This is a genomic window from Fibrobacter sp. UBA4297, from assembly GCF_002394865.1.
Classification (GTDB): Bacteria; Fibrobacterota; Fibrobacteria; order Fibrobacterales; family Fibrobacteraceae; genus Fibrobacter.
The window spans coordinates 264,607-287,926 of the sequence record NZ_DGUZ01000017.1 but is presented as its reverse complement, the minus strand read 5'-3'; the positions used below and the strand labels follow the sequence as shown (position 1 = coordinate 287,926).

The 23,320-nt window shown below is 49.3% G+C and carries 19 protein-coding genes; 8 read left to right on the top strand and 11 right to left on the bottom strand.

Translation table 11 applies throughout. The features are described 5' to 3' along the window. Positions 1 to 132: 132 nt before the first annotated feature. Positions 133 to 720 (bottom strand): fibrobacter succinogenes major paralogous domain-containing protein, encoded by a 588-nt coding sequence (locus B3A20_RS09485; RefSeq protein WP_290764000.1) that lies wholly within the window; start codon positions 718 to 720, stop codon positions 133 to 135. A 391-nt stretch (positions 721 to 1,111) separates the two neighbouring features. Between B3A20_RS09485 and B3A20_RS09480 the strand changes: the two genes are divergently transcribed. From B3A20_RS09480 to B3A20_RS09470, 3 genes are all read left to right on the top strand, one after another. After that, positions 1,112 to 3,727, top strand: a complete 2,616-nt coding sequence (locus B3A20_RS09480) for an ABC transporter (protein WP_290763996.1) — start codon at positions 1,112 to 1,114, stop codon at positions 3,725 to 3,727. A 69-nt stretch (positions 3,728 to 3,796) separates the two neighbouring features. Next, entirely contained in the window at positions 3,797 to 5,035 is a 1,239-nt protein-coding gene (locus tag B3A20_RS09475; protein ID WP_290763994.1) for a glycoside hydrolase family 18 protein, read from the top strand. Between the two features lie 86 nt (positions 5,036 to 5,121). Then, the gene (locus B3A20_RS09470; RefSeq protein ID WP_290763992.1) at positions 5,122 to 6,765 is read left to right on the top strand and encodes a glycosyl hydrolase family 8; all 1,644 of its coding nucleotides are present in this window, start codon (positions 5,122 to 5,124) and stop codon (positions 6,763 to 6,765) included. Between the two features lie 81 nt (positions 6,766 to 6,846). On the opposite strand, the gene B3A20_RS09465 is transcribed toward B3A20_RS09470, so the two are convergent. Then, positions 6,847 to 8,310 carry a glycosyl hydrolase 53 family protein gene (locus B3A20_RS09465; protein ID WP_290763990.1) on the bottom strand — a complete coding sequence of 488 codons (1,464 nt, stop codon included), beginning with the start codon at positions 8,308 to 8,310 and terminating at the stop codon, positions 6,847 to 6,849. Between the two features lie 159 nt (positions 8,311 to 8,469). On the opposite strand from B3A20_RS09465, the gene B3A20_RS09460 reads away from it, so the two are divergent. From B3A20_RS09460 to gatA, 5 genes are all read left to right on the top strand, one after another. Next, positions 8,470 to 9,912, top strand: coding sequence for a class I SAM-dependent methyltransferase (locus tag B3A20_RS09460; RefSeq protein WP_290763987.1), 1,443 nt, complete (start codon positions 8,470 to 8,472; stop codon positions 9,910 to 9,912). Between the two features lie 15 nt (positions 9,913 to 9,927). Further along, the gene (gene ung / locus B3A20_RS09455) at positions 9,928 to 10,605 is read left to right on the top strand and encodes a uracil-DNA glycosylase (protein ID WP_290763984.1); all 678 of its coding nucleotides are present in this window, start codon (positions 9,928 to 9,930) and stop codon (positions 10,603 to 10,605) included. 120 nt (positions 10,606 to 10,725) lie between these two features. Then, a complete protein-coding gene (locus tag B3A20_RS09450; protein WP_290763982.1) occupies positions 10,726 to 11,862 on the top strand; it encodes a cation diffusion facilitator family transporter in 1,137 nt (378 codons plus the stop codon). Positions 11,863 to 11,947: 85 nt separating this feature from the next. Next, complete coding sequence (locus B3A20_RS09445; RefSeq protein WP_290763979.1) at positions 11,948 to 12,274, top strand: DUF4321 domain-containing protein; 327 nt, start codon at positions 11,948 to 11,950, stop codon at positions 12,272 to 12,274. Continuing rightward, the gene (gene gatA, locus B3A20_RS09440; protein WP_290763977.1) at positions 12,274 to 13,692 is read left to right on the top strand and encodes an Asp-tRNA(Asn)/Glu-tRNA(Gln) amidotransferase subunit GatA; all 1,419 of its coding nucleotides are present in this window, start codon (positions 12,274 to 12,276) and stop codon (positions 13,690 to 13,692) included. The genes B3A20_RS09445 and gatA overlap by 1 nt, the downstream gene beginning before the upstream one ends. 214 nt (positions 13,693 to 13,906) lie before the next feature. Here gatA and B3A20_RS09435 read toward each other — a convergent pair whose 3' ends face one another. The 9 genes from B3A20_RS09435 to B3A20_RS09395 all read right to left on the bottom strand — a co-directional run bounded on the left by B3A20_RS09435 (position 13,907) and on the right by B3A20_RS09395 (position 23,300). Beyond that, complete coding sequence (locus B3A20_RS09435) at positions 13,907 to 14,992, bottom strand: expansin-like protein (RefSeq protein ID WP_290763975.1); 1,086 nt, start codon at positions 14,990 to 14,992, stop codon at positions 13,907 to 13,909. Between the two features lie 175 nt (positions 14,993 to 15,167). After that, a complete protein-coding gene (gene guaB / locus B3A20_RS09430; protein WP_290763972.1) occupies positions 15,168 to 16,625 on the bottom strand; it encodes an IMP dehydrogenase in 1,458 nt (485 codons plus the stop codon). A gap of 333 nt (positions 16,626 to 16,958) precedes the next feature. Continuing rightward, positions 16,959 to 17,900, bottom strand: coding sequence for a toll/interleukin-1 receptor domain-containing protein (locus B3A20_RS09425; RefSeq protein ID WP_290763970.1), 942 nt, complete (start codon positions 17,898 to 17,900; stop codon positions 16,959 to 16,961). Between the two features lie 251 nt (positions 17,901 to 18,151). Further along, complete coding sequence (locus B3A20_RS09420) at positions 18,152 to 19,255, bottom strand: glycoside hydrolase family 11 protein (protein ID WP_290763966.1); 1,104 nt, start codon at positions 19,253 to 19,255, stop codon at positions 18,152 to 18,154. Between the two features lie 43 nt (positions 19,256 to 19,298). Then, complete coding sequence (locus tag B3A20_RS09415; RefSeq protein ID WP_290763963.1) at positions 19,299 to 21,062, bottom strand: hypothetical protein; 1,764 nt, start codon at positions 21,060 to 21,062, stop codon at positions 19,299 to 19,301. 160 nt (positions 21,063 to 21,222) lie between these two features. After that, entirely contained in the window at positions 21,223 to 21,777 is a 555-nt protein-coding gene (gene pth / locus B3A20_RS09410; RefSeq protein ID WP_290763959.1) for an aminoacyl-tRNA hydrolase, read from the bottom strand. Between the two features lie 119 nt (positions 21,778 to 21,896). Next, positions 21,897 to 22,112: a BrnA antitoxin family protein gene (locus B3A20_RS09405; RefSeq protein WP_290763956.1), complete on the bottom strand. Its 216-nt coding sequence runs from the start codon at positions 22,110 to 22,112 to the stop codon at positions 21,897 to 21,899. Beyond that, complete coding sequence (locus B3A20_RS09400; RefSeq protein WP_290763953.1) at positions 22,109 to 22,423, bottom strand: BrnT family toxin; 315 nt, start codon at positions 22,421 to 22,423, stop codon at positions 22,109 to 22,111. Before B3A20_RS09400 ends, B3A20_RS09405 begins: the two co-directional genes overlap by 4 nt. 253 nt (positions 22,424 to 22,676) lie before the next feature. Further along, complete coding sequence (locus tag B3A20_RS09395; RefSeq protein WP_290763950.1) at positions 22,677 to 23,300, bottom strand: 50S ribosomal protein L25; 624 nt, start codon at positions 23,298 to 23,300, stop codon at positions 22,677 to 22,679. Positions 23,301 to 23,320 lie beyond the last annotated feature (20 nt).

The following is a 23,320-nucleotide window of genomic DNA, read 5'->3' as shown; positions in this document are numbered from 1 at the left end:
AAACGCTACGGTCTAGGTCCACCTACTACCGCCATCGACGATTGTAGGCCTAGGGGACTCCTACGGAGTCCCTCGCTGTTCGGCTCACCTATACGGAAATGCAAGCATTTCCGTGCAGGATTCGCCTCACTGCTAGTCCTTTAGACAACGAACACTAAACCCGTTGACCATATTGTAGTTGCCTAGGTACGCACTGCCAGTGATGTTGTACAAGCTCATGTTGTACGCGAAGATGCTATCGGCCTCAGTAGAACTCCAGAAGTACGCGCAGCCGCCCACGCTATAGAAACCTCCATTGTAGCCCCTGTAGCCAGCAGGCAACGCCAAGAACGAGAAAGCATCCGTGCCGTCGTCATTATTATACCACCCGGACGTGGACTTGAGAACCTTGCCAGCAGTTGATCGTCCGCCGACTGCGTTGAACAAAGTTTCCCATTCGGCCTTGCTCGGCAGGTGCCAACCGCTCGGGCATACCCCCTGGATGTTTCCTGACGGCAGAGAGCATGTATTGCCATAGCCACAGTCGCTCTCCGATCTGCCGACCGCAGCTGCCCAGGTGTAAAGCCGACCGTACTTTGTGCAGTTGGTTTCCTCGTTGTTATAGCAGAAGCTAGAGTCCGTTTTGAAGTTGAGATTTTCCGCCATCCACGTCTGGGCGCCGATGGAGACAGTCTTGTACGTTTGACCATCGCGGGAGTCGGTCATGGTTCCAGTCGTCACTTCGGCAGGCTCAGTGACCTTACTCGATGAGGATTCTACTTTTTTGAACTGCTTGACTTCGGTGTAACGCTGGACGACGATGATGGAACACTGCTTGAAGAGGACTTCGCGGAACTGCTACTTGATTTTACAGAGCTGCCTGAAGAAGACTCCGCGAAGCTGCTGCTCGATTTTACGGAATTATCCCCATCATTCGAATTATTCCTGACGTTGATGAATCATCGCCGCAAGCGATAAGAAATAATGCGAGTAAAAAGAGATTAGCAATTTAATGACAGACGCTTTTCAACAAACATTTTAGAATGATTTTCTTTATTACAAAGATAACCTTTTCGCACTAGGAAACCTCTAAAATTTGCTTTGGGCGACCATATTAATTATCTTTTAAACGATGCTTGATTACATTTCGATTCGCGGTTGCAGACTCCATAATTTAAAGAATGTCAACGCCCAGTTTCCGCTGGGGAAAATTACGGTTGTGTGCGGGCCGTCGGGTTGCGGAAAATCGACGCTCGTGATGGACACGCTCCATGGCGAAAGCAAGCGACGCTATCTCGAAACGCTCTCGCCGTTCGCCGCAGATTTGCTCGGAGGCAAGCGAACAATTCCGATCGACAGTGCCGAAGGACTTCCGGCGAGTTTAGCGATTGCCGCCACGCGTGGCGAAGCTCCTGCAAAAGCAACAGCACTTTCAATCGCCGAATGCGACAACGCCTTGCGAACATTATTTGCTGCATTCGCAAAGCCTGCCTGCCCCATTTGCGGAGCTCCGATGGTGAGCCAGAGCCGGGAAGAAATTATCCGCGAAATCGCAGGGATGCCCGTTGGGACAAAGCTACAGTTCTTAGCGAAGATTGAAACGGAGAAGGAAATTCCCGGTCATCCCCGTCAAGCGAGGACAGGCGCCGAGAATGACAAAAAGAAAGCGCAGGGCAAGAGTCGCATAACGTTAGATAAGCTTTCTGCGGTGTTTTTGGCGCAAGGTTTTACACGCGCGATTGCCGATGGCACTATGTATTCGCTTGCAGACTTGCTCCCTGGCGAAAAGGTTTTGACGCCCAAAGAATTTTTCATCATCGTCGATAGAATTATCGTCCGCGAAAACACACGCACACGAATTGCCGAAGCGGTTGACGGCACATTAAAGCTTACACATTCTGCAATCACGCTTGACATTGCGGGCGAGCAAAAGTTTTACAGTACAAAGCCATGCTGCCCGAACGCAGGCGATGAGCTGCACGAATCGCAAAAGTCAAACGAAACCGTCGCCAGCCTGGACGCACGCGCGTTCTCGCCATACAGCCGCACCAGCGTCTGCGAATACTGCGACGGCACGGGAATCGTTCAGGAAAGTTCCGATAAAGATGTTTCCACAATAAGGGATAAAGTCAACGCAAAAGGGAACGAGAAAAGCCACCGCAAAGGTCGCGCCGAATCCGATGTTGAAAGCGACGAGGACGAAAACGCAGAATGCCCGCATTGCCATGGGTTCCGACTCAAGAAAACGTACCTGAACGCAACGATTAACGGCGTTAGTTACAAGCAAATTCTCACTACGAATTTTGCAGAATTGCCCGCGCTTCTGCACCAAATTTTTGACGATAAAATCGGGCAGAATTTAAAGGCGACATTCAATTCGTTGCTTGACCGCATCGAGGCCATCAACGATTTGGGCATAGGCTACCTCACGCCAGGGCGCACGGGTCAAACGCTTTCGGGCGGAGAGTTGCAAAGACTCAAGCTTGCAAGCCTCAGCACCGGGCACTTGAACGGTCTTTTGATAGCGCTTGACGAACCCGCCAGCGGTTTGCATTCTACAGATGTCGCAGCCCTTTGGAAAGTCCTCGAAAAAATTCGCAAACGCGGTAACACGCTCGTACTTATCGAACACAATCCGCAAATCATCGGCCGAGCCGATTACATCATCGAAATGGGCCCCGGCGCAGGCGAAAAAGGCGGCGAGATTCTGTTCCAAGGCAACCGCGACGAAGTGCTAGAAAATCCGGAATCGCCCACGGGAAGGTGGATCAAAGCAGTAGGAAGTAGGAAGCCGGAAGTAGGAAGAAATGTAGGTTGTCATTGCGAGGAACAATGCAAAAGTACAAAGACGAGAGACGAGAGAGGAGATTCCCGCTCGGCGGCAATCCAGAACACCAAAGAAAACCCAGCAATCCTCGTCGAAAATTTCGCGAAGTTCGACATGGCTCCAGTGAACGCCGCCTTCCCGCTCAATAAATTCAGCGTGATTACGGGCCAAAGCGGCAGCGGAAAATCAACACTCCTTTTTGAAAACATCGCCAAACGCGCCAAAGCAGAAGAATTCAAGAGTCTCGGCATCGACGCACTTTCCATCCTCACGACCGGAGACTTTCACGGGAGCAGACGCAGCACAGTTTCAAGTGCCATCGGTCTCACTACACTGCTCCGCGACTTGTTCGCAAAGCTCCCCGAAAGCAAGGTGCGCGGCTATACAGCATCCAAATTCACGACGCACGCCCCCGGCGGCCGCTGCGAAAACTGCAAAGGCGAAGGCGTCATTTACGATCCGCTCGGCTACGAAGAATCCGAATGCCCCGTTTGCCTTGGCAAACGCTTCCGCGACGAAGTTTTGGAAGTCCGCTTCAAGTCGCTTTCCATCGCGGACATCTTGGACATGGAAATCGGCAGTGCGTACAAGCTATTCACGAACATGAAGCCGTTCGCCGAAAAGCTCAAACCGCTCGTGGATACAGGCCTCGAATATTTGCGTCTCGGACAAACTACAGCCCACCTCTCCGGCGGCGAACGCGCGAGACTCAGGCTTTCCATTACCCTTGCAAGAGCGAAAGCGCCCAACACGCTATTCCTCTTTGACGAACCCGCTCGCGGACTCCATCAAAAGGACATTCAGCAGTTGCTCGGCCTCATTCACGGGCTTTGCAACGCAGGCCACACAGTCATCGCCATAGAACACGCACAAGACTTTGTTGACGCCGCGGATTACGTGGTGGAATTGAAGCGTAAATAGCAGGCAGTAGGAAGTAGGCAGTAGGAAGTTAATTGATAATATTAGGAGTTATCTATTTGGAGTTTAAAGATGAAGAATAAAATTTCACATGCTTTTGCAACATTCATCGCGGTTTCGCTTTTTTCTCTCGCCGGGATTTGCCATGCTCAAGCCACCCCATTATTTATCGGTTACTACCCTGACTGGGGCAAATGGCACAAGCCCGCTTACACTGTAGATAAAGTTCCGTACAACAAATTAACACACGTGCTGTGGAGTTTCATTACGCCAAACACGGACGGCTCTTTGCGTGGCGATGCCGCAGACGACCCGAGCGCTTTAGACGAAATGGTAAAGCTCGCCCACGCTGCCGGCACAAAAGTCATCGTCTCGCTCGGCGGTGGCGGACAAAGCGAAAACTTCGTCCCTGTTGCATCGAACGATGCACTCCGTCAAAAATTCGTCGCAAACCTCGTGCAATTCGTCGCCGACCACAATCTCGATGGCCTAGACATGGACTGGGAATGGGAATACAATCCCGTGCCCGAAGCGGACACAATCGCTTACAGCAAATTACTCACGGAGCTCCGCGAAGCCCTCCCCAAAGACAAAAGCCTTTCGGCAGCACTCCCCTGCTCGCCCTATTACGGAAAATGGTTCAATGCCGAAGTCCTCATCAAGAATTTAGACTGGTTTGGGTTCATGACCTACGACATCACAGGCGACTGGGACGAAAAAGCCATGTTCGATTCGCCGCTCTACCCACACGAAGACTACACCACATGGTCATGGGAAGAAACTCGCGACTACTGGAAAAAACGCGGCGTGCCCACCGAAAAGATGGTGTTCGGCATTCCCTCGTTCGGCTTTGAATTCCAGGGCGCAACTGGCCCCGGCACAGACTTTACCAAAGGCTCCGCCAAGCAAGTACCGTACAAGGACATTGTAGCAAACAGCGCCTGGGAATTCCATTTCGACAGCATATCCGTGGAGCCCTACGGTGTATCTTCAACCGGATACGTCACCTTCGAAGACCCACATTCATCCGCAGTCAAATCACGTTGGGTCAAAGAGAACGGTTACGCAGGTATCATGGTCTGGGAAGTTTCGCATGACTACATCGAAGGCGTCGGAAATCCAATTCTCGACAGCATTGCCGTTGTGTTACGCGAAGAAACAACAGGAATCCGCGACATTCATAAGAAGCGCATCACAAATTCCCGGCAGGAGACTTCGAGACTAAATAATCAAAAAGTTTTTTTTGACGCTCTCGGTAAAAAAATAGATAACAAAACCGACAACATCCATATACATACTTTTATTCCCTAATTTAAGCCATTTTTGTTGTAATCCTTTACATAGGCTTTTTCCCAAAATGACTTAACATTTTTCCCTAAAAGTTTAGTTTTTCAGCTATGAAAACACTAAACCTTTCCTCTTTTTCTCTCTCCTTGCTGTTCAGTGCCGCGATGGCCACTGCAGCTGATACCGCAGGTAATTTCTTTGACGAAAACGGAGCCTATTACGGCCCGGACTGCGATGAAAAAAACTATTCCGGTGCTTATTACACGGGTAATTATGAGAGCCCGTTCAAGACAATCTTGGGTAAGACCGATGCAGAAATTCAGGAAAAGATGGATGACCTCTGGAATCACTACTTTAAGGGTGATGATAATTCCAAGGTTTATTATGACAGGGGTAACGAAGCCTACATCAAGGATATCAACAACAACGACGTCCGCTCCGAAGGCATGTCCTACGGTATGATGATTGCCGTGCAGACTGGCCACAAGGAAGAATTCGACAAACTCTGGAACTGGGCGAAGAACCACATGTGGCACAAGGGCGGTGGCTGGGACGGCTACTTTGCATGGCAGCGTAATGACAGCGGTTCTGGTGGCGATGATAACTGCGCGCCGGATGGCGAAATGTACTTTATGATGTCCTTGCTTTTTGCAGCCAACCGCTGGAACGACAGCAAGTACATGGAAGATGCCCAGTACATCTTGAAAAAGATGTGGGACAACGGCCAGCATAGCCTTTTCAATCCGCAGCACTACGTGATTACGTTCCAGCCGCAGGGTAACGAAAACAACTTCTCTGACCCGTCTTACGACTTGCCGGCATACGTCGATCTTTTCGCCCGTTGGTCCACCTCCAATCAGGACAAGTGGTCTAAGGCCGCGAAGGCAACGCGCGATCATTTGTACAAGTCCTCTAACACGAAGTCCGGCTTGTTCAGCGACTATAACAACTTTGACGGAACCCCGCACGGCGTAAGCTACAATGGTAACGCCGAAAAGTACATGTACGACGCCATGCGCTGCGCTATGAACTTCGGTATGGACTACTACCTGTTCGGTGTGGATTCTGCTCGTCAAGAAGAAATGGCCCGCCGCATTATCGATTTCTTTGAAAAGGATGGCTACAAGCACGCCCGCTTTAACTGGGATGGCTCTAATCCACAGGAACAGTATACGCAGGGCGAAGCCGGTGCAAATGCCGTTGCGGCCATGGCTTTGATTAACGATTCCAAATACGATGCCGCCGTCAAGAAAAACTTGGAGTTGGCATGGGATACTAAGTTCATGACAGGTCAGTACCGCTACTACGATGGCCTGGTGCATTACCTTGCCATGCTCCACTTGAGCGGCACCTTCAAGATTTGGAAGCCGAAGCCAGAAGTCACCGAAAAGGAAGTCTGCGCCAACGAACACAATGGCGTAAAGATTGAAAAAGATACGACGTTCTATTCGTTTGAATCTTGCAAGCTCTACAAGGTGAATGCGAAGCCCGATGCCAAGCAGAATCCGGCAAATGATTCAACAGACGCCATCGTTTCCAACATCAGATTTACAAACAACATAAAAGTTTGGTCTACCAATAGCACCATCGTCATAGAAAACGCTGTAGTCGGCACCAAGTTCGCCGTGACAGACCTAAATGGCCGCGTACTCAAGTCCGCAAAGACAACCACCCCCATGCAAGAAGTCCGCATCAACAGCAGAGGCAACTTCCTCGTCATCGTTAACGGAAAGACCTACAGAGTTGTAAAGTAATCTACGATTTCCAATATTACAAAAAGGCGTGCTCGCAAAAGCACGTCTTTTTTTAACTCAATTAAAAACAGGAATAAAATTCTAGAAGAACTCCATGAAAGCGTCTTTGTTGGCGTAAAGGTCTTTACCGCGCCAGTCAAAAAGCCCTGCGCCCCACGCGCCGCCGATAGTCGGTTCCCAGAAGAATGTTCCAATCCAGCGATTCATTTCACGGACAGATTCACGAGTCTTTTGGCGAGACTTATCAAAATTATAATGGTTATCGGCATCACCGCCATTGTATTCTGCAACGATAAATTCAAATTTAGAATACTTTGTTGTAATCGTATTGAACAAATTACTCCACTTGTCGGGAGTGCCGTCACCATATGCTGTGTAAGCGGAGAACCCCATCACGTCAGCGGGGATTTTATACTCGTCAAAGATGACGCCCATCCACCATTTTACAGTTTCGGCCTGGCGGATGCGTTCAATGTGGAGCACCGTTTTCGTAGACGGAGAGACCTCCTTGACGGCCTTGATGCCCGCATTGAAATACTTGGCGGCATTCGCCTTGCCCGCAGCGGTCCCCATGTCGCCATTGACGGAAGTTGCCGCCTTATCGACGCCATTACCCCAGCAGTCCGTTTTACTGTTTGGCTTATGTATCAAGATGCCTGGCGTTGTTTCATTGCCAACCTGCACCATGTCCGGCGTTGCCCCCGCATTCTTGAGAGCAAGCATCAAGTCCTTGGTGTATGCGTAAACGGAATCCGCCATTGCATTGGCATTATTCACGTTACGCCAGCGTTCGGGGATAATCTGCTTGCCAGGATCCGCCCAGACATCGCTGTAATGGATATCCACGAGGAGACCCATGCCTGCCGCCTTGACTTTCTTGGCAAAAGCAACAACATGGTCTTTGTCACCATACGCTTCGGAATCGTGACCACAACCGCTTGCCGCATAGCCGTACTTTGCCTTGGGCGACACAAACGTGCGCAAGCGAATGGAGTTAAATCCGTGATTTTTCAGGATTGTGAAGATGTCGCTTTCTTTGCCATCAACATCGTAAAACTTCGTATTATTTCGTTCGTATTCCTGGACTTCTGAAATATCGGCGCCATTGTAGAAATCAATTTTTATAGGTTGTGCAGAAGATGAACTAGGTGTTTCCGAAGAACTGATCGCTTGCGATGACGAGGATTCTGCCACCGATGACTGAGCTTCGGACGAGGAGGAACTCTGCAACGTTTCAGACGACGTCGGTTCTACTGCAGACGATGTCGCCACGGCTGAAGACGATTCCGTCCCTGCCGACAAAGAAGTTTCCGAGGACGAGGAACCACCTACATCTTGGCCTGAAGATGATAAATTTTCAAAAGATGACGACGATTCTTGAGCCGAGGACTCCGGCACGCTCGATGAAGATTCTAACGATTCCTGCGCAGACGAAGAACTTAAAGCATAAACAGGTGACAAAGCCGTATCGTCACCACAAGATTGCATTAGCAAAGCAACAGAAGCGCAAGACACGCACGCCGCAAGATTTTTCAAAAACTTCATACCAACCCAATCCCTTCTAAAAGGTGATTCCTGCTCGGAGGCAGGAATGACATTTTCACGCTATACATTCACAGGAATGACTCTATAAAAATACATTTTAATCGCCATTCCTCAAAATTTTAAATTGTAAAATTCCCGCATAAAAATTAAATTTCTAGCATGTTCAACGCGGATTTACTCACTTCGGCTAAAGTTCAGGATTTCATCAAGCTTGCAACCAAGAAAAAATGGGATGCATTGCAAGTTTCGACGCAACTTGCCAAGGAATTCAGCAACGAAGAACGAGCCGCCATTATGGATTATATGGCGCTTGTGCCGAAATTCCGCGAAAAATTCGGAATCGAGAGTACCGCGTTCCTCCTTTGCGACAAACTAGCGCTGGAACAGAGCACCGCGCAAGATATCGGACGCTGGAAAGCCACGCTTTGGGAATGCGCACGCCTAGCAAACGACTCCGCAGACAAAAACACCAGCGAAAATAGCAACCGCAGAGGTTCCGCCCCCGTCGTACACGACCTTTGCTGCGGCATGGGAGGCGATTCCTTCTTTTTGCCGAAGGAACTGACTGCAATTGGCGTTGACCTCGACGAAAACCGACTTGCAATGTACCGCTACAACAGCTGCGTGATGCGAGGCGTTTCACCAGAAGCCAGCAACGCACATACCATCCTCGCCGATGTCCGCGAAGTCGCCCTGCAAAACGATTCCAGGAGCACGACGCTCGACCGCCCCAAAGCAGACTACTTCACGATTGACCCGGCCCGCCGCGCCATCGAAGGCGAAAACCAGCGCGACCTGCGCAATCTCACGCCCACATTCGAAGAAGTTGTCGAAATCGCAAAGCACTACAAAGGCGGCATGGCTAAAATTCCGCCTGGCTACCCCATTTGCGAAATTCCGCGAGGCACAGAAATCCTGTACATTGGCTCCCGCACGGACTGCCGCGAATGTTTGGTGCTGTTCGGCGAACTCGCCCAAAATCCAGACCACGTCCGCGCCGTGATGGTCGATAAATCAGGGAACGAAATTGCCGACTGGACGTTCGCCCGCGACGAGAAACGCGAAGTCCGCAACGAGAGCGAACAATCGCAATACGACCACAACTACGAACTTGAAGGGCGCGACCGCGTTTACCGCACATCAAGCAGCGAATCCGACTTGCCTCTTGGCGGGATTTCAAAGTTCATCGCAGAACCCGCGCCGGTGTTGCTCCGCAGCCACCTCTTTGGAGTGGTCGCCCTCGCCCACGACGAAACCACGCATCTGATTTCGCCGGGCATCGCTTACGTGACGAGCGAAAAACCGCTCCACACCCCCGCTTTCGCCAACTACGAGATTTTGGAATCGTCCGAGATTTCGACAGGCGCCGTCCGCGCGATGCTCAAATCGCACGACATCGGAAAACTCACGCTCAAGCTGCGAGGCGTCAAAGTCGACCCCGACCAAGAAATCAAGCGCCTCAAGCCCAAAGGCAAAAACAGCGCAACACTATTCTACACACGCCTCGACGGCGAGAAAATAGCGATACTCGCGAATCCTGTAAAGGAGATGCCCGCCTCCGCGGGCATGACAAGCGGCGGAGCCGCCCCTAAAAACCTATAACCTACAACCTATACTATGTCCGTTAAACTTGAAGAATCTTGGCTGAAACTGCTCGCCGACCAGTTCGAACAGCCGTATTTTAAGCAAATCAAGGCGAAACTCTTGCAGGAACACGCGGAGCATCACGTGGTGTATCCTCCTGGACCGCAGATTTTTGCAGCCCTCGACTATTGCCCCGTCAATAAAGTCAAGGCAGTCATCATTGGACAAGACCCGTACCACAATCCGGGTCAGGCTCACGGGCTTTGCTTCTCGGTGCCGTTTGGAATTGAGCCGCCGCCATCCCTCGTGAACATTTTCCAGGAACTGCACGACGACCTCGGCATCACACCGCCACCACATGGCAATTTGGAAGGCTGGGCCCACCAGGGAATTTTGCTTTTGAACGCTTCGCTCACGGTGCGCGCCCACATGGCGGCAAGTCACGCAGGCATTGGCTGGCAACAATTCACGGACACGATTATCCAGCGCCTTTCGCAGGTTCGCGAAAACCTCGTCTTTTTGCTTTGGGGCAGTTTTGCCATCAAAAAGCAAGTGCTCATCGCGCCCAATCGCGGCCATCTGATTCTTACCGCTCCGCACCCGAGCCCGCTCTCGGCTTATCGCGGATTCTTCGGCTGCAAGCACTTCAGCAAGGCTAATAACTATCTTATCAGCAAAGGGCTCGAACCCATCGACTGGAGCATTAAATAGACGAGAGACGACAAATGCGAAAGCCGAGAGTCGCGACAAAACTTGTTTTGGCATGACCGAGGTTAGCATTTGGGATTAGAGCAAAGCGATAATCCAAAGAAAAATTAGTAGGAGAATCATATGGCAAAGAACTGCAATGAAGAAAAGCACAACGAAGAAAACCGCAACAAGGTCATCGTCAAAACTAGCATTGTCGGGATTGTCACCAACGTCATTCTCGCGAGCGTCAAGGCGGTTATCGGCCTTATGGCAAATTCCATCGCCGTCGTTCTCGACGCCGTAAACAACCTCTCAGACGCACTCTCGTCCATCATCACGATTGTCGGTAACAAGCTCTCGCGAAAATTGCCCAACGAAAAGCACCCGCTCGGTTACGGCCGCATTGAGTACCTGACCGCCATGGTCATCGCCTCCATCGTGATTTACGCGGGCATCACCTCTTGCGTGGAATCGGTCAAAAAAATCATCCACCCCGAAGATGCCGACTACTCCACCGTTTCACTAGTCATCATCGCCATCGCCGTTGTCGTAAAAATCGTCCTCGGGCGTTACGTAAAATCGCAAGGCGAGCGCGTGAATTCCGGTTCACTCATCGCCTCCGGCTCCGATGCGCTCTTTGACGCCATCCTCTCCCTTTCCGTTTTGGCCTCGGCACTCATCTTCATTTTCACGGGTCTCTCGCTCGAAGCATACGTCGGCGTTCTGATTTCCATTTTCATTATCAAGGCCGGCTTTGAAATGTTGAAGGACACCGTGAGCGACTTGCTCGGCAAGCAAAACGACAGCGAACTCACCAAGCAAATCAAGGAACTCATCCGCAGCGAAGAAGGCATCCATGGTGCATACGACCTCGTCATCAACGATTACGGCCCAGAAAAGAAACTCGCCTCTGTACACGTGGAACTTCCCGACACCATGACTGTTGCCGACCTGGACTCCCTCACCCGCAAAATCGAAAAGAAGGTCTACCGCGAAACAGGCGTCATCCTCACCGCCATCGGCGTCTACTCTTACAACACACAAAACGACGAATCCGCCAAAATCCGCGACACGATTTTAGACAAAGTCAAGTCACACGATTGGGCGCTCCAGATGCACGGTTTTTATGTAGATATCGAAACCAAAGAAATGCGTTTTGACGTGGTCATCAAATTCGGCGTGAACGCCCAAGAAGCCCTTGAAACAATCAAGAGAGAAGTGGCTGAGCTTTACCCCGACTTCACGATACAGGTTTCACCCGATATTGATTTGGGTTAATGAGATTATAGACGAGAGATAAAAATCCCCTAGTAACTAGTAACTAATAACTAGTAACTCATTTCCAAAATACTATATTTGCGGCATGACTCACAAGAACTCACTAGGACGTCTCTTATTCTTCATTTTTGTTGGCCTTATTTTAGGTGGCATCTTGAGCGAAGCTCTCGGAGCTTTATTTGGCGAACTTGGAGTTCTCTTGAACGCAGGTGGCTACGATAACATTGTACACCACTTCTTTACAGAAGGGCCCGAGTTCAGTATCGGTTTTTCTGGCGATACACCGCAGCCCGTCGTCATTGATTTGTACTTTGTCAAATTTGCACTTGGTTTTGGCTTCAAAGGGAATGCCTTAGGTGCAGTTGGCATGGGTTTAGCTATTTACATCATGAAATGGTCCGGAGAAAGATAATGCAGACTATTCAGGAACTTCAGGCTCAACTTGCTAACGGCAGCACCACTGCCGAAAAGCTCGCACAAGCTTCCCTCGAAAAAATTGAATCTACAAAGAATTTGAACGCCTATATCTCGGTGCTGAACGACCGCGCTCTCGAACGCGCTAAGGAAAGCGACAAGCGCCGCGCCGAAGGCAAGTCTCTGGGCGACCTCGATGGTATCCCAGTCGCCGTGAAGGATAACATGTGCTTGACCGGCACACGCACAACGGCAGCCTCCAAGATTCTCGATAACTTTGTTGCCCCCTACACTGCAACAGCACTCGAAAAGCTCGAAGCCGCAGGCGCCATCATCGTCGGCAAGACGAACATGGACGAATTCGCCATGGGTTCCAGCAACGAAACCTCTTACTACGGCCCGGTCAAGAATCCGCTCGACGAATCCCGCGTTCCGGGTGGTTCCTCGGGTGGTTCCGCAGTCGCCGTCGCCTCTGGCACGGTTCCCTGCGCTCTCGGTTCCGACACGGGTGGATCTATCCGCCAGCCGGCAGCCTGCACGGGTGTCGTCGGTTTAAAGCCGACCTACGGCCGCGTTTCCCGTTACGGTCTCCTCGCCTACGCAAGCTCACTCGACCAGATTGGTCCGTTCGGCTCCACCGTTCGTGACTGCGCAACGCTCCTCGGCGCCATCTGCGGCATTGACCCGCACGACAACACCACGAGCACTCGCCCGACCGAAGACTTTACCGCAAAGCTCGGCACCGGCGTTAAGGGCAAGGTCATTGGCGTTCCGAAGGAATACTTTGCCGAAGGTCTCGATGCAGAATGCAAGGCCGCCATCGAAAACATGCTGAAGAAGATGGAAGCTGAAGGCGCCACGATCAAGGAAGTGAGCCTCCCGCACATCAGCTACGCAGTTTCGAGCTATTACATTATTGCAACGGCAGAAGCAAGCTCCAACCTCAGCCGCTACGATGGCGTGCGTTACGGCTACCGCAGTCCCGAAGCCAAGAAGCTCTTCGACCTTTACGCCAAGTCCCGCAGCGAAGGATTCGGCAAAGAAGTGCAGCGCCGCATCCTCCTCGGAAGCTACGTACTCAGCGCCGGTTTCTACGATGCTTACTACGTGCAAGCCCAGAAAGTCCGCCGCCTCATTACGGACGACTTCACCGAAGCGTTCAAGACTTGCGACGTGATTGCGAGCCCGACAATGCCGGGTCTCCCGCTCAAGTGCGGCATGAACGAATCCGATCCGATGGCTGTTTACCTCTCCGACATCTATACCGTCAGCTTGAACCTCGCCGGCCTCCCGGGCGTGAGCGTTCCGTGCGGTATGGCAGGCGGACTCCCGGTTGGCCTCCAGTGGATTGGCAAGCCGTTCCAGGAAGCAGACTTGCTCGCCGTTGCCGAAGCAACCGAAAAGCTTGCCAAGTGAGTGTCGCGCAGTCAAGTTTACTTGACTGCATGACCGAACGCAGCAGCGGACGCCATAGGCGTCAAAGTTGAACAAGTAAAAAAAGCGCGGCTTTAAAAGCCGCGACTCTCATTAATTCTTGCTGAACGCAAAAAAACGACGCCCATCAAGGCGCCGTTTTTTGTATGGATCCTATCGGCCCGTTGGGCCTCCAGGATGACATTAAAAGATTCCATTATTTACGGTGTTCGTACAGATAAAGGTTCGCTTCCGGCACAGTCAAATCAGAACCTTTTAAAATCCATTCGTCATCGGTACCGCTACGATAAGTGACGACTACACTGTAACTTTTTCCTGATTGCAGAACTTCCTTCGGAACAGTCCAGAAGTTTTCCGTTCCGACAACCATTTCAAGCGTGTAGTCTTCGTCGCTATCCATTCCCTGAATAGCAATTTTCTTGACCATATCCTTGGGATTGCGCACCTGGATAATGCTCCAATACGTGCTTGCACCTTCTTTGACCCAAATGGATGTGGAATCGCCCCACACGCCTTCAACACCTTCGCAGCTCACAAATTCCCATTCGCCGTAATAGCGGCCGACAAGATTTCCCATGATATCGCTAGCGGGCGCACCGCCCAAATCCACGCCGCAGTTTACATCCGGGCAACGGTCCGTAATGCGTACCGTCACTTCTTTCCAGCCATCCGGCGTTTTTGCCTTCACATGAACGCAGCCGCCACAAGCCATGCCGCCATCCCACGGGCCTTTATCATCCCCCGGCGAGACATTCACATGGATTGCCGCATAATACTGAATATTCGTCTGTCCGTAATTGCAGGCGCCACCGAGACTCGTCTCTTTCGCAGTGATGCTCCCGTAAGTTGTCACGGAACCCTTGCCGCCATTTTCAACAAGCGTCGGGTCTGCCGCCGTATAGCTATCGCAGTTCGTGCAAACACCGCTATCCGATGATTCCGCGGGCTTTTCGGAAGAAGAGGATTGCACTGGTTTCTCGGAACTGGAACTTGATGATTGCGCGACCTTTTCAGAAGAAGATTCCGCAAGCTTTTCCGAGCTTGAACTTTCGGACTTCACCGAGCTGGAACTTGCAGAAATTTTCGCAGAGCTGCTCAATGGCTTCGCGGATTCTTGAGAAGACGAAGATTCCGCCAACATCTCGGAAGAAGATAAATCCTCGCCCATAGCAACCGGCGCACCATCAGTCGAATCGCCACATGCCACAAAAGCAAACGGCAACGCAATCGAACCTGCGAGCACCGCCGCCAACAACCAACTCGAACGCGACCTTTTATTCATAAAAAACGCTACCTTGCAGTCATGCCCGTCGATCCCGTCACTTCGTTCCAGGATGACAGAGCATCTCCTTTTCACCAATATAAATCAAAAGACCCGCAACATCAAGTTACGGGTCTCTTAAATAAACATTTCCAAAAAGGCGCGCATTCCCGATTAAGTCTCGGGCATTTAGCGATTAGTCGCCTGTGCGGTAGTTCGGGGCTTCCTTCGTGATGGTCACATCGTGCGGATGAGATTCACGGAGGCCAGCGCCCGTGATACGGACAAACGTAGCCTTCTTGTAAAGTTCTTCGAGGTTAGCTGCACCGGCATAACCCATAGCAGAGTGGATACCGCCAATGAGCTGGTAAACGGTGTCGCGGAGCGGTCCCTTGTACGGAACACGACCTTCAATGCCTTCCGGAACAAACTTGCGCGGTTCCTGAACACCACCCTGGAAGTAACGGTCGGCAGAACCTGCCTTCATGGCGCCGAGAGAGCCCATGCCGCGGTAGCTCTTGTAGCTACGGCCATCAGCGAGGATGACTTCGCCCGGAGCTTCTTCGGTACCGGCAAAGAGAGAGCCCACCATCACAGCGTGACCGCCAGCAGCGAGAGCTTTCACGATGTCGCCAGAGAACTTGAGGCCACCGTCAGCGATAATCTTCACGCCGACCTTGCGGGCCATCTTGCCGCATTCCACAACAGCGGAGAACTGCGGGTAACCCACACCAGCCACGATACGGGTGGTGCAAATGGAACCAGGACCGATACCCACCTTGACGATGTTGGCGCCGCACTTGGCGAGTTCTTCGACAGCTTCCGGCGTGCAAACGTTACCGGCGCAAATCGTGAGCTTCGGATATTTCTTGCGAACGGTCTTCACCATGTTGCGCACTCCGATGTGGTGGCCGTGAGCCGTATCGATAATCAACAGGTCAACGCCTGCGTCCACGAGGGCAGCCACGCGTTCAAGAGTATTTGCAGATGTGCTGACAGCAGCACCCACGAGCAACTGGCCGTTCTTGTCAAGGCTTGCGTTCGGGTTGTTTTCGCGCTTCAAGATGTCCGTCATCGTGATGAGGCCCTTCAAAGCACCAGAAGCGTCCACGAGCGGGAGCTTTTCAATGCGCTTTTCGGCGAGGATTTCCTTCGCCTTGGCAAGGCTCACCTTCGGGCTTGCCGTCACAGGATCCTTGGTCATGACCGTGCTGATTTTCACGTTCATGTCGCTAACGGTGCGGAGGTCGCGGCTCGTGAGCATACCGACGAGCTTACCCTTCGAAAGGATCGGGAAACCGCTCACCTTGTTGCGAGCACGCTGTTCAAAAGCAGCAGACACCGGTTCATCGGCATCAAGCGTCACCGGATTGGTCACAATACCGGACTGCCAGCGCTTGACCTTGCGAACTTCTTCGGCCTGGTCTTCAATGGACATATTCTTGTGGATAATGCCGAGGCCACCCTGCAAAGCAAGGGAAATAGCCAAGGGAGCCGTCGTAACGGTATCCATTGCAGCACTGATGATAGGAATGTTCAGCTTGATATTCGGAGCGAGCTGGGTGCTCACGTCCGTCTGGGCCGGAAGAACAGAAGATTCAGCGGGAACGAGTAAGACGTCATCAAACGTCAAAGCTTCTGGCAAAAGTTTCATAAAGTACCTCTTTTGCGCATTGAATATAGTAATTTTCCCGCGCAAATCCTAGCTCTAAACCGCTAGAAATGTGTAAAAAAGTGGTTATTCGTTAGCGTTTTAAAAAGGGGGAAGCCTCCCCCTCTCTACAGCCCCGGCTGTATGTGTCACCCTGAGCGAAGTGCAAAGCACGAAGTCGAACGGGTCTCCAGCCGGGTCTTCCGCTACCCCCTCGAACGGGCCCTCAAACGCCGGCCCGTAACGCCCCGGCTTTCAACGAAGTAACATAATTTGCAAAAATGAATTACTCAAACAAGAATTTTGAAAGTTTATTTCTAAGATAAACAGGAAAGATTAAATAGATCCACCAGCCTTTTCTTTTATAAAGTTAGGAATTGACCATGGTTTTCTCTTATGATCTTTCAGACATTCAACACACCATTCGGTGATTCGTTCCGTTTTCATATGAACATACTTTCCCGGACTAGGCTCATTAATCCATTCAAGCTGCCGAACTAATACAAGAGGTTCTTCAAAGCCTTTTTCTAGAGAAAATTCATATGCAGCCTCAAATGTAGGAAACGCACATAAATAATCATCTCCGTTTGTTATTCCAGGAGCTCCAGCATGAGGATGCCCCCACACTCGGTATTCTAAAACATCATCATAAAAGAACCCACCACCTGACGAAGCATTACGTCCATAATGCCCAACTTTTTTCGGATCAACAGCAATTGGATATAATGATTTGCCGGAACCTAAAGAAGCAAGCACTAGTTGTAAAGCTGTGGCTGGATCAGGGATATCATTTGATTTACTCTTGGAGTCTCCAAATGAAATAGGAGGGGGGACAGACAAGGTTCCGTTAATGGTAGCAACAAGTTTAGCAAAATTTGATTCAAAATTGTCTTTTGAATACAAATCAATATAACTACTACCAAGAAGCCAAGAAGGAGCCGAACATTTCCAGTTTTCACTCATAAGTACTGGAATGAATTTTCGTCTTTCTATGCCCGTTGTTATTTCAGCAGTTATAATATCACCTTCATAACCCACACCTCCAATACGGGAATCTGATTTAGACTTATATTTTGGAGTACATATTACCAAAGTAAAATCAGATTCCCGAATAGATTGTTCCATAAATAATGGAAGTTGGTCACCAGGATGAACAGCCCATTGATCAATTATAGATTCAACGCCATTATTCCTTAGGCGCTCTGCAAGCCCCCGAACTAACGCATTAAAGTTATCTGAATCCCACGCATAGGAAATAAAAACCTTTGGGAAATGCATAAACACTCCTTTTTATTCGAATCTTTTAGTTTGACATCTCACCCTATTCGCAAAATAGGTCGTTTTCAGATTTACGAGTACCTTTATCCGCTAATGTAGTTCAAATAAACAGATGTCTTACAAAGACAAATATAGCAAATTACTTTATCTGTAAGCTATATTTTTTAATAGTTTTTTAGCCTACCTACCCCCATCCTGAGCAAATACCGGACATGTTCCGGGGTAACAACGAGGCTTATTGAAGCGATGTATTAGCGCTCGACAGCAATCGTCTTGGCAAAGGTCCCACGCTTGACCAGATAAACGGACGAACGAGCAAACTTGTTTGCTACAGCCTGCTTAAGCGACAAACCACTCTTCAGTTCAACCTTGCCGAGGAAATTCCCTTGCATATCGAACACTTGATAAATCCCCGCCTTGTCAAAGCACTGTACCGTAAACGGAATCGCATCGGTCCCCGAACTCGAAGAACCGCCAACACTGCTCGAAGATTTCGCTACCTTCTCCGATGACGAACTCGGCACCATTTTTGACGAACTCGACGCCACAGAACTTGAACTTAAAGCAACAGAACTGGACGACGGAACTTCGTCGCCTTTGACATAAACCTTTATATGCGGAAAATCGGCCGTACCGGAAACGCCGTTACTCATGCTCCCCGCTTCGCCAAGCACCTTGGCTTCGTAGAGCTTACCCATTTCCATGCCCAGCTTTTCCCACTGTCTCATGTGAGCGCTAATATTAATGACTCCGCAATCACGGGCATTTTCACGAATGCTGAAATACTGCAAAAAAGTCGTATTGCCCTGTGTCTTGATGGCCGGCCCCGTATGTTCACCCCAATAAACGGAGTATTTGGCACCATCGATTGTGTAATCGCCCATCTTATGGCTAGCGACCCAATCGCCAGGCCTCCACCCCGTCAGCCAGTTATCGACAACATAATATTCGACCAGTTTGCTCGGGGATTTCGAAACTTCTTCCATCCAACCGTAGACACCGACATAGGAGTAATCGGCACCATTGATATTCTGCTTCACGAGCTTGAATTCTGCAAGCATATCGCCGCCAAGTTCGTTATACTTCTTGTCGCTATCGAACGAAAGCCCCGCACGGCAAAGGTAGTCTCCAGCATTCTGGAAAGAACATGCCATGGATCCGTCTTCATAAATTGTAAGCGAACCCGAAGTAGCCCTATCGTACCAAAGCTCGTAACCGACACCGTTGAACGAGCTCACTTCGTTTCCATTCACTTTTTTGCTTGCACCAGTATGTTTGGCCGAGCTGCAGAAATCCTGCGCAAAAGCAGCCACCGAAAGTCCCATACCGAAAGCGATAATGACCATTTTATTCATTATGCGTTTCTCCACCAAAAGTTTAATTTCAATATAATAACTTTTAGGGTTCTTTCACGCAGCGGACACTGTTCTTGCGGCTTTTAAGTTCACTACGTGAACCCAATGAAAAATACTGTGCTTGCAGATAGTCCATTGGAGAATATTCAGCCACAAACGCAATGGCAAACAAATCGTCTTCCGTAGATTCACTGGATGTCCACCACATTTTAAAGGAATGCGCCCCATCAATGAGATGCATTTGATGCCCGTCCGTTGATGGGATCCTCCAACCACCTAATTTTTCCCACAAATTATGCCAATCCTCAAAAGTCGGGAGCCTCCACCCCTCTGGACACTGCACATCTGCCCACGCAAATGTAGTGTTCCCCAAATCATCAATCATCCAATAAAGGCCAGCCGCCTTGCTATAGGCATAGCGTTTGCCATCACGTTCATCTTCAAGCGTATCGGTAAACACTTCCCACTTATTCGACTTGCAGACATAGCCATATTTATCCGTATCTTCAAGCGAGCCTTCATTTTCATTTGTACACAACCCAACCTGTTTTTCGACATCCAGAGCATAACGCCACGAGCCTAAATCGCAAACAATCAAAGAAGAATTCACACCCCCCGGCGTTATAAAATAATCCGCGCTATCGCATTTGATTCCATAAGAATTAGCCTCCAGACTATTCGCAACACGCCAATAGTACTCTGAATTGGTCACCGTACCCACCAAGAAATCCTGCGCACACGTATAATATTCGTCATAACGCGTTTTTCCAACAGTCCCTAGATGTTCCTTATCGCACTTTTCAAGACCAAACTCACTACGCCAAAAATTTTCAACAACCTCTTCAAATTCGGGAATCATACCATGGTACGCAACCGAGCTCATGTCAAAACTGGTGCCATAAATACTTTTCCAACGATTGAAACTAGAGCGGAAGCGATTCAAATCTGGTGATAAATAAATATCTCCCGAAATTCTAACAACCCCACTATTAAATGCCGTTTGGGCCATTTTATAGATTATGGTATCATTAACAATTTTACCATCCTTAGCAAAAAAATCTGAAAAAGCATAGATTGTCGCTTTATATATATTAAAAATGACGGTCAACCCCATCAAAGCTTGGTCACCCAAACTATCTCCAAAAAGGCTCCAGTCTTCGGCAAAGTAAGCATCGTTGCTTTTTTCCATCGTAATATGGAAGATTTCAAAGAGTTCTTTTTCGGCTTGCTTTTTAGCCTCTGCAAACGAAAGTTTATCATCACGAACAAGTTTTCGGACGCGATCAAATTCCAAATGAGTCAACAGATTTATGTTTACCGAATCACGAGAATCCAAATCAGTAATAGCATATAAAGTATATTCTTTTTCTTCCGGCATACTGTTATAGTAGCTCAGAACATCCCCCGTTACCGAAATCTGAACATACCTAGACTTTAGCGAATCAACCTCAACAGAATAGCGACTAAATCCGCCATCCACTATTCCTGTAAAAGTTTCCCCAATCGGTTCCAAAGTAGATTCATCCAATGCCGTCAACTGAACAACGGAACCATCGACAAAAGGCGTTCTTTGAGCAAAGCCATGAATTGTTCGAACAGCAGTCTTTTGGCTACTACTCGATGCGTCAAGAGAAAATTCACCAGGTTCTGCACTGCTCGACAAGCTGCTAGAACTGATTTCGTTTTGAGCATCCGGACCAATGGAATTACCATTATTATCGCCAGCACAAGCTGTCAACAAAACAGCCACCAGAAACAACGCGCCCAAATAGCAGTAAGCCTCATCCTTGCAACAAAACAATTTCATACTCTTTGTCCCCTTAACATTTGTCTTAAATATATAATTTAAGGGTAAAAAAAGAACCTCGACGAGCTCATCGCAAGTCGAGGTCATTACGATTTTGTTGCATCCGTTGCATATAGCGGGCGGTTTCGCAGTAAACAGTTGTTAGTGGTTGGGAAAGGAATCACTTCCCGTTATAACGTTCCATACACTTTTCGATGCCAAGCTTAAAGTAGCATTCCACCAGCGCAGGGACTTTAGCAATCGCCTCGTCGAATTTCGGACGGTCTTCGGGCGAGAACTTCGCCAAGACCCAGTTGGAAAGGTCAAATTTCGGAGGGCACTTGCCCACGCCAAAGCGGATGCGCGGGAACTTGTCGCCCACATGTTCAATGATGTTGCGGAGCCCGTTCTGACCGCCGTGGCTGCCATCCTTGCGGCAACGGATACGGCCTACATCCAAATTAATATCATCGCTAAAAACGAGCAAATGATCAACCTTGACCTTGTACCACGTCATAAGCGCCTGAACCGCTTCGCCGGAGAGGTTCATATAAGTCTGCGGCTTCACGAGGAGGCATTCTTCGCCTGCAATGTTCACCTTCATGGTGAGCGCCTTGTGTTCCGATTTCCAGTCCTTGCTAGAATCGGCAAGCTTTTCGACCGCCATAAAGCCAGCGTTATGATGAGTATTCGAGTACTGAGTACCAGGATTTCCAAGACCTACGATAAGATACATATTCAAACTACTTATAGCAATTCATTGTTTTTTGGGGGTAAATATAGATATTCATGCAACCAGCATGAATAAAATCCCTGCAGTTTTAACCATGTCCGCAGGGATTGTATAAAAATTGATTATTTCCAATGCATGGTCAATTTGCGTTTGCTCTGGGCGCAATCAGTCAAATACGAATCAATAAGAGTCTGGTAGGGAATACCAACCTTTTTTGCCATGTTCTTAAAATATTCAACAGTACTCGAATTTAGGCGAATCGTAATCTGCTTTTTCAATGCTGTGGCATAAGGATTTTTTACAGCTTTCATGCTCGCGAAATCATATTCCTTTTTCATAATCCATCTCCTTTTCGTTCATTCCAATAGTATTGGAATTCTTTTTTCGTCGCCTTACGAGCACTGATAATTCGATTAACAATAATCTCAGCATCAAGCAGACTTCGCTCCGTATAGACTACAACAAGAGTCCTGAGTTTTTCCGACAAGCCTATCAGAATAGATCTGTCCTCATTTTTAGAATGTTCTACATCAAAGAATACTCTAGCATGTTCATCTTCAAAGCACGATTTGGCTTCTTCAAACGAAATACCATGTTTCTTTTGGTTGAGTTCATTCTTATGCTTATCCCACTCAAATTCTACGTCCATGCAGAACCTCGTGGTGTAATTACAATATAATTATAGTTACTGAGAAAAGCAACTAAACGAGCAATCATGTTTTACTTTTTGCGGGAACGCCCCCGTATAGCGATAGAGAACATTTCTCTACCGTTATATATACACCCGCGAACAAATCGTTTGGACTAGTTTTTCAACGTAAAATTTTAAACATAAGCATAAAAAAAGACCCGCCCCGCATTGGGGACAGGTCTCAAATTCGCTATTCAGCTTGTTGCCAGAATTAGTTGGCAGCCGGAGCAGCGGCAGCGGCGTCAGCAGCCGGAGCAGCAGCATCAGCATCCTTCTTCTTGGACTTAGAAGAAATCGTAAAGATAACGGTGCGCGGGCCAGAAGCAAGCGTAACGTTTTCCGGGAGCTTGAAATCCTTAGCGTAGAAGGTCACGTTCGTTTCGAAGTTGGAGATATCCAATTCGAGAACAGACGGGATGCTTGCCGGCTTAGCAGCGAGCATGAGATAACGAGCTTCCTGAGAGAAGAGACCGCCCTGAGTCTTCACGCCAACCGGGAGACCGGAAAGCTTGACCGGGATGCGAACCTTAACGAATTCGTCATCAGCGATCTTGATGAAGTCAACGTGCGTGATCTTCTGGGTGAGAGCGTCCTTCTGGACACTGTAGACGAGAGCCGGATTGCCAGCCTTGCCATCGATTTCGAGGTCAAGAAGCGTGTAACGCTTGCCCGGAGCAAGAACCTTGCGCAAGTCGATTTCGCTGACTGCAATGTTCTTAGCTTCGATACCCTTACCATAATAGACGGCCGGAATCTGACCAGCCTTACGCAAACGGGCGTTAGCACGGTTTGCACCTAGCACTCTCGAGGTAGCTTTGAGCGTTGTGAGTTCCATTGTGTTATCTCCATTAGATA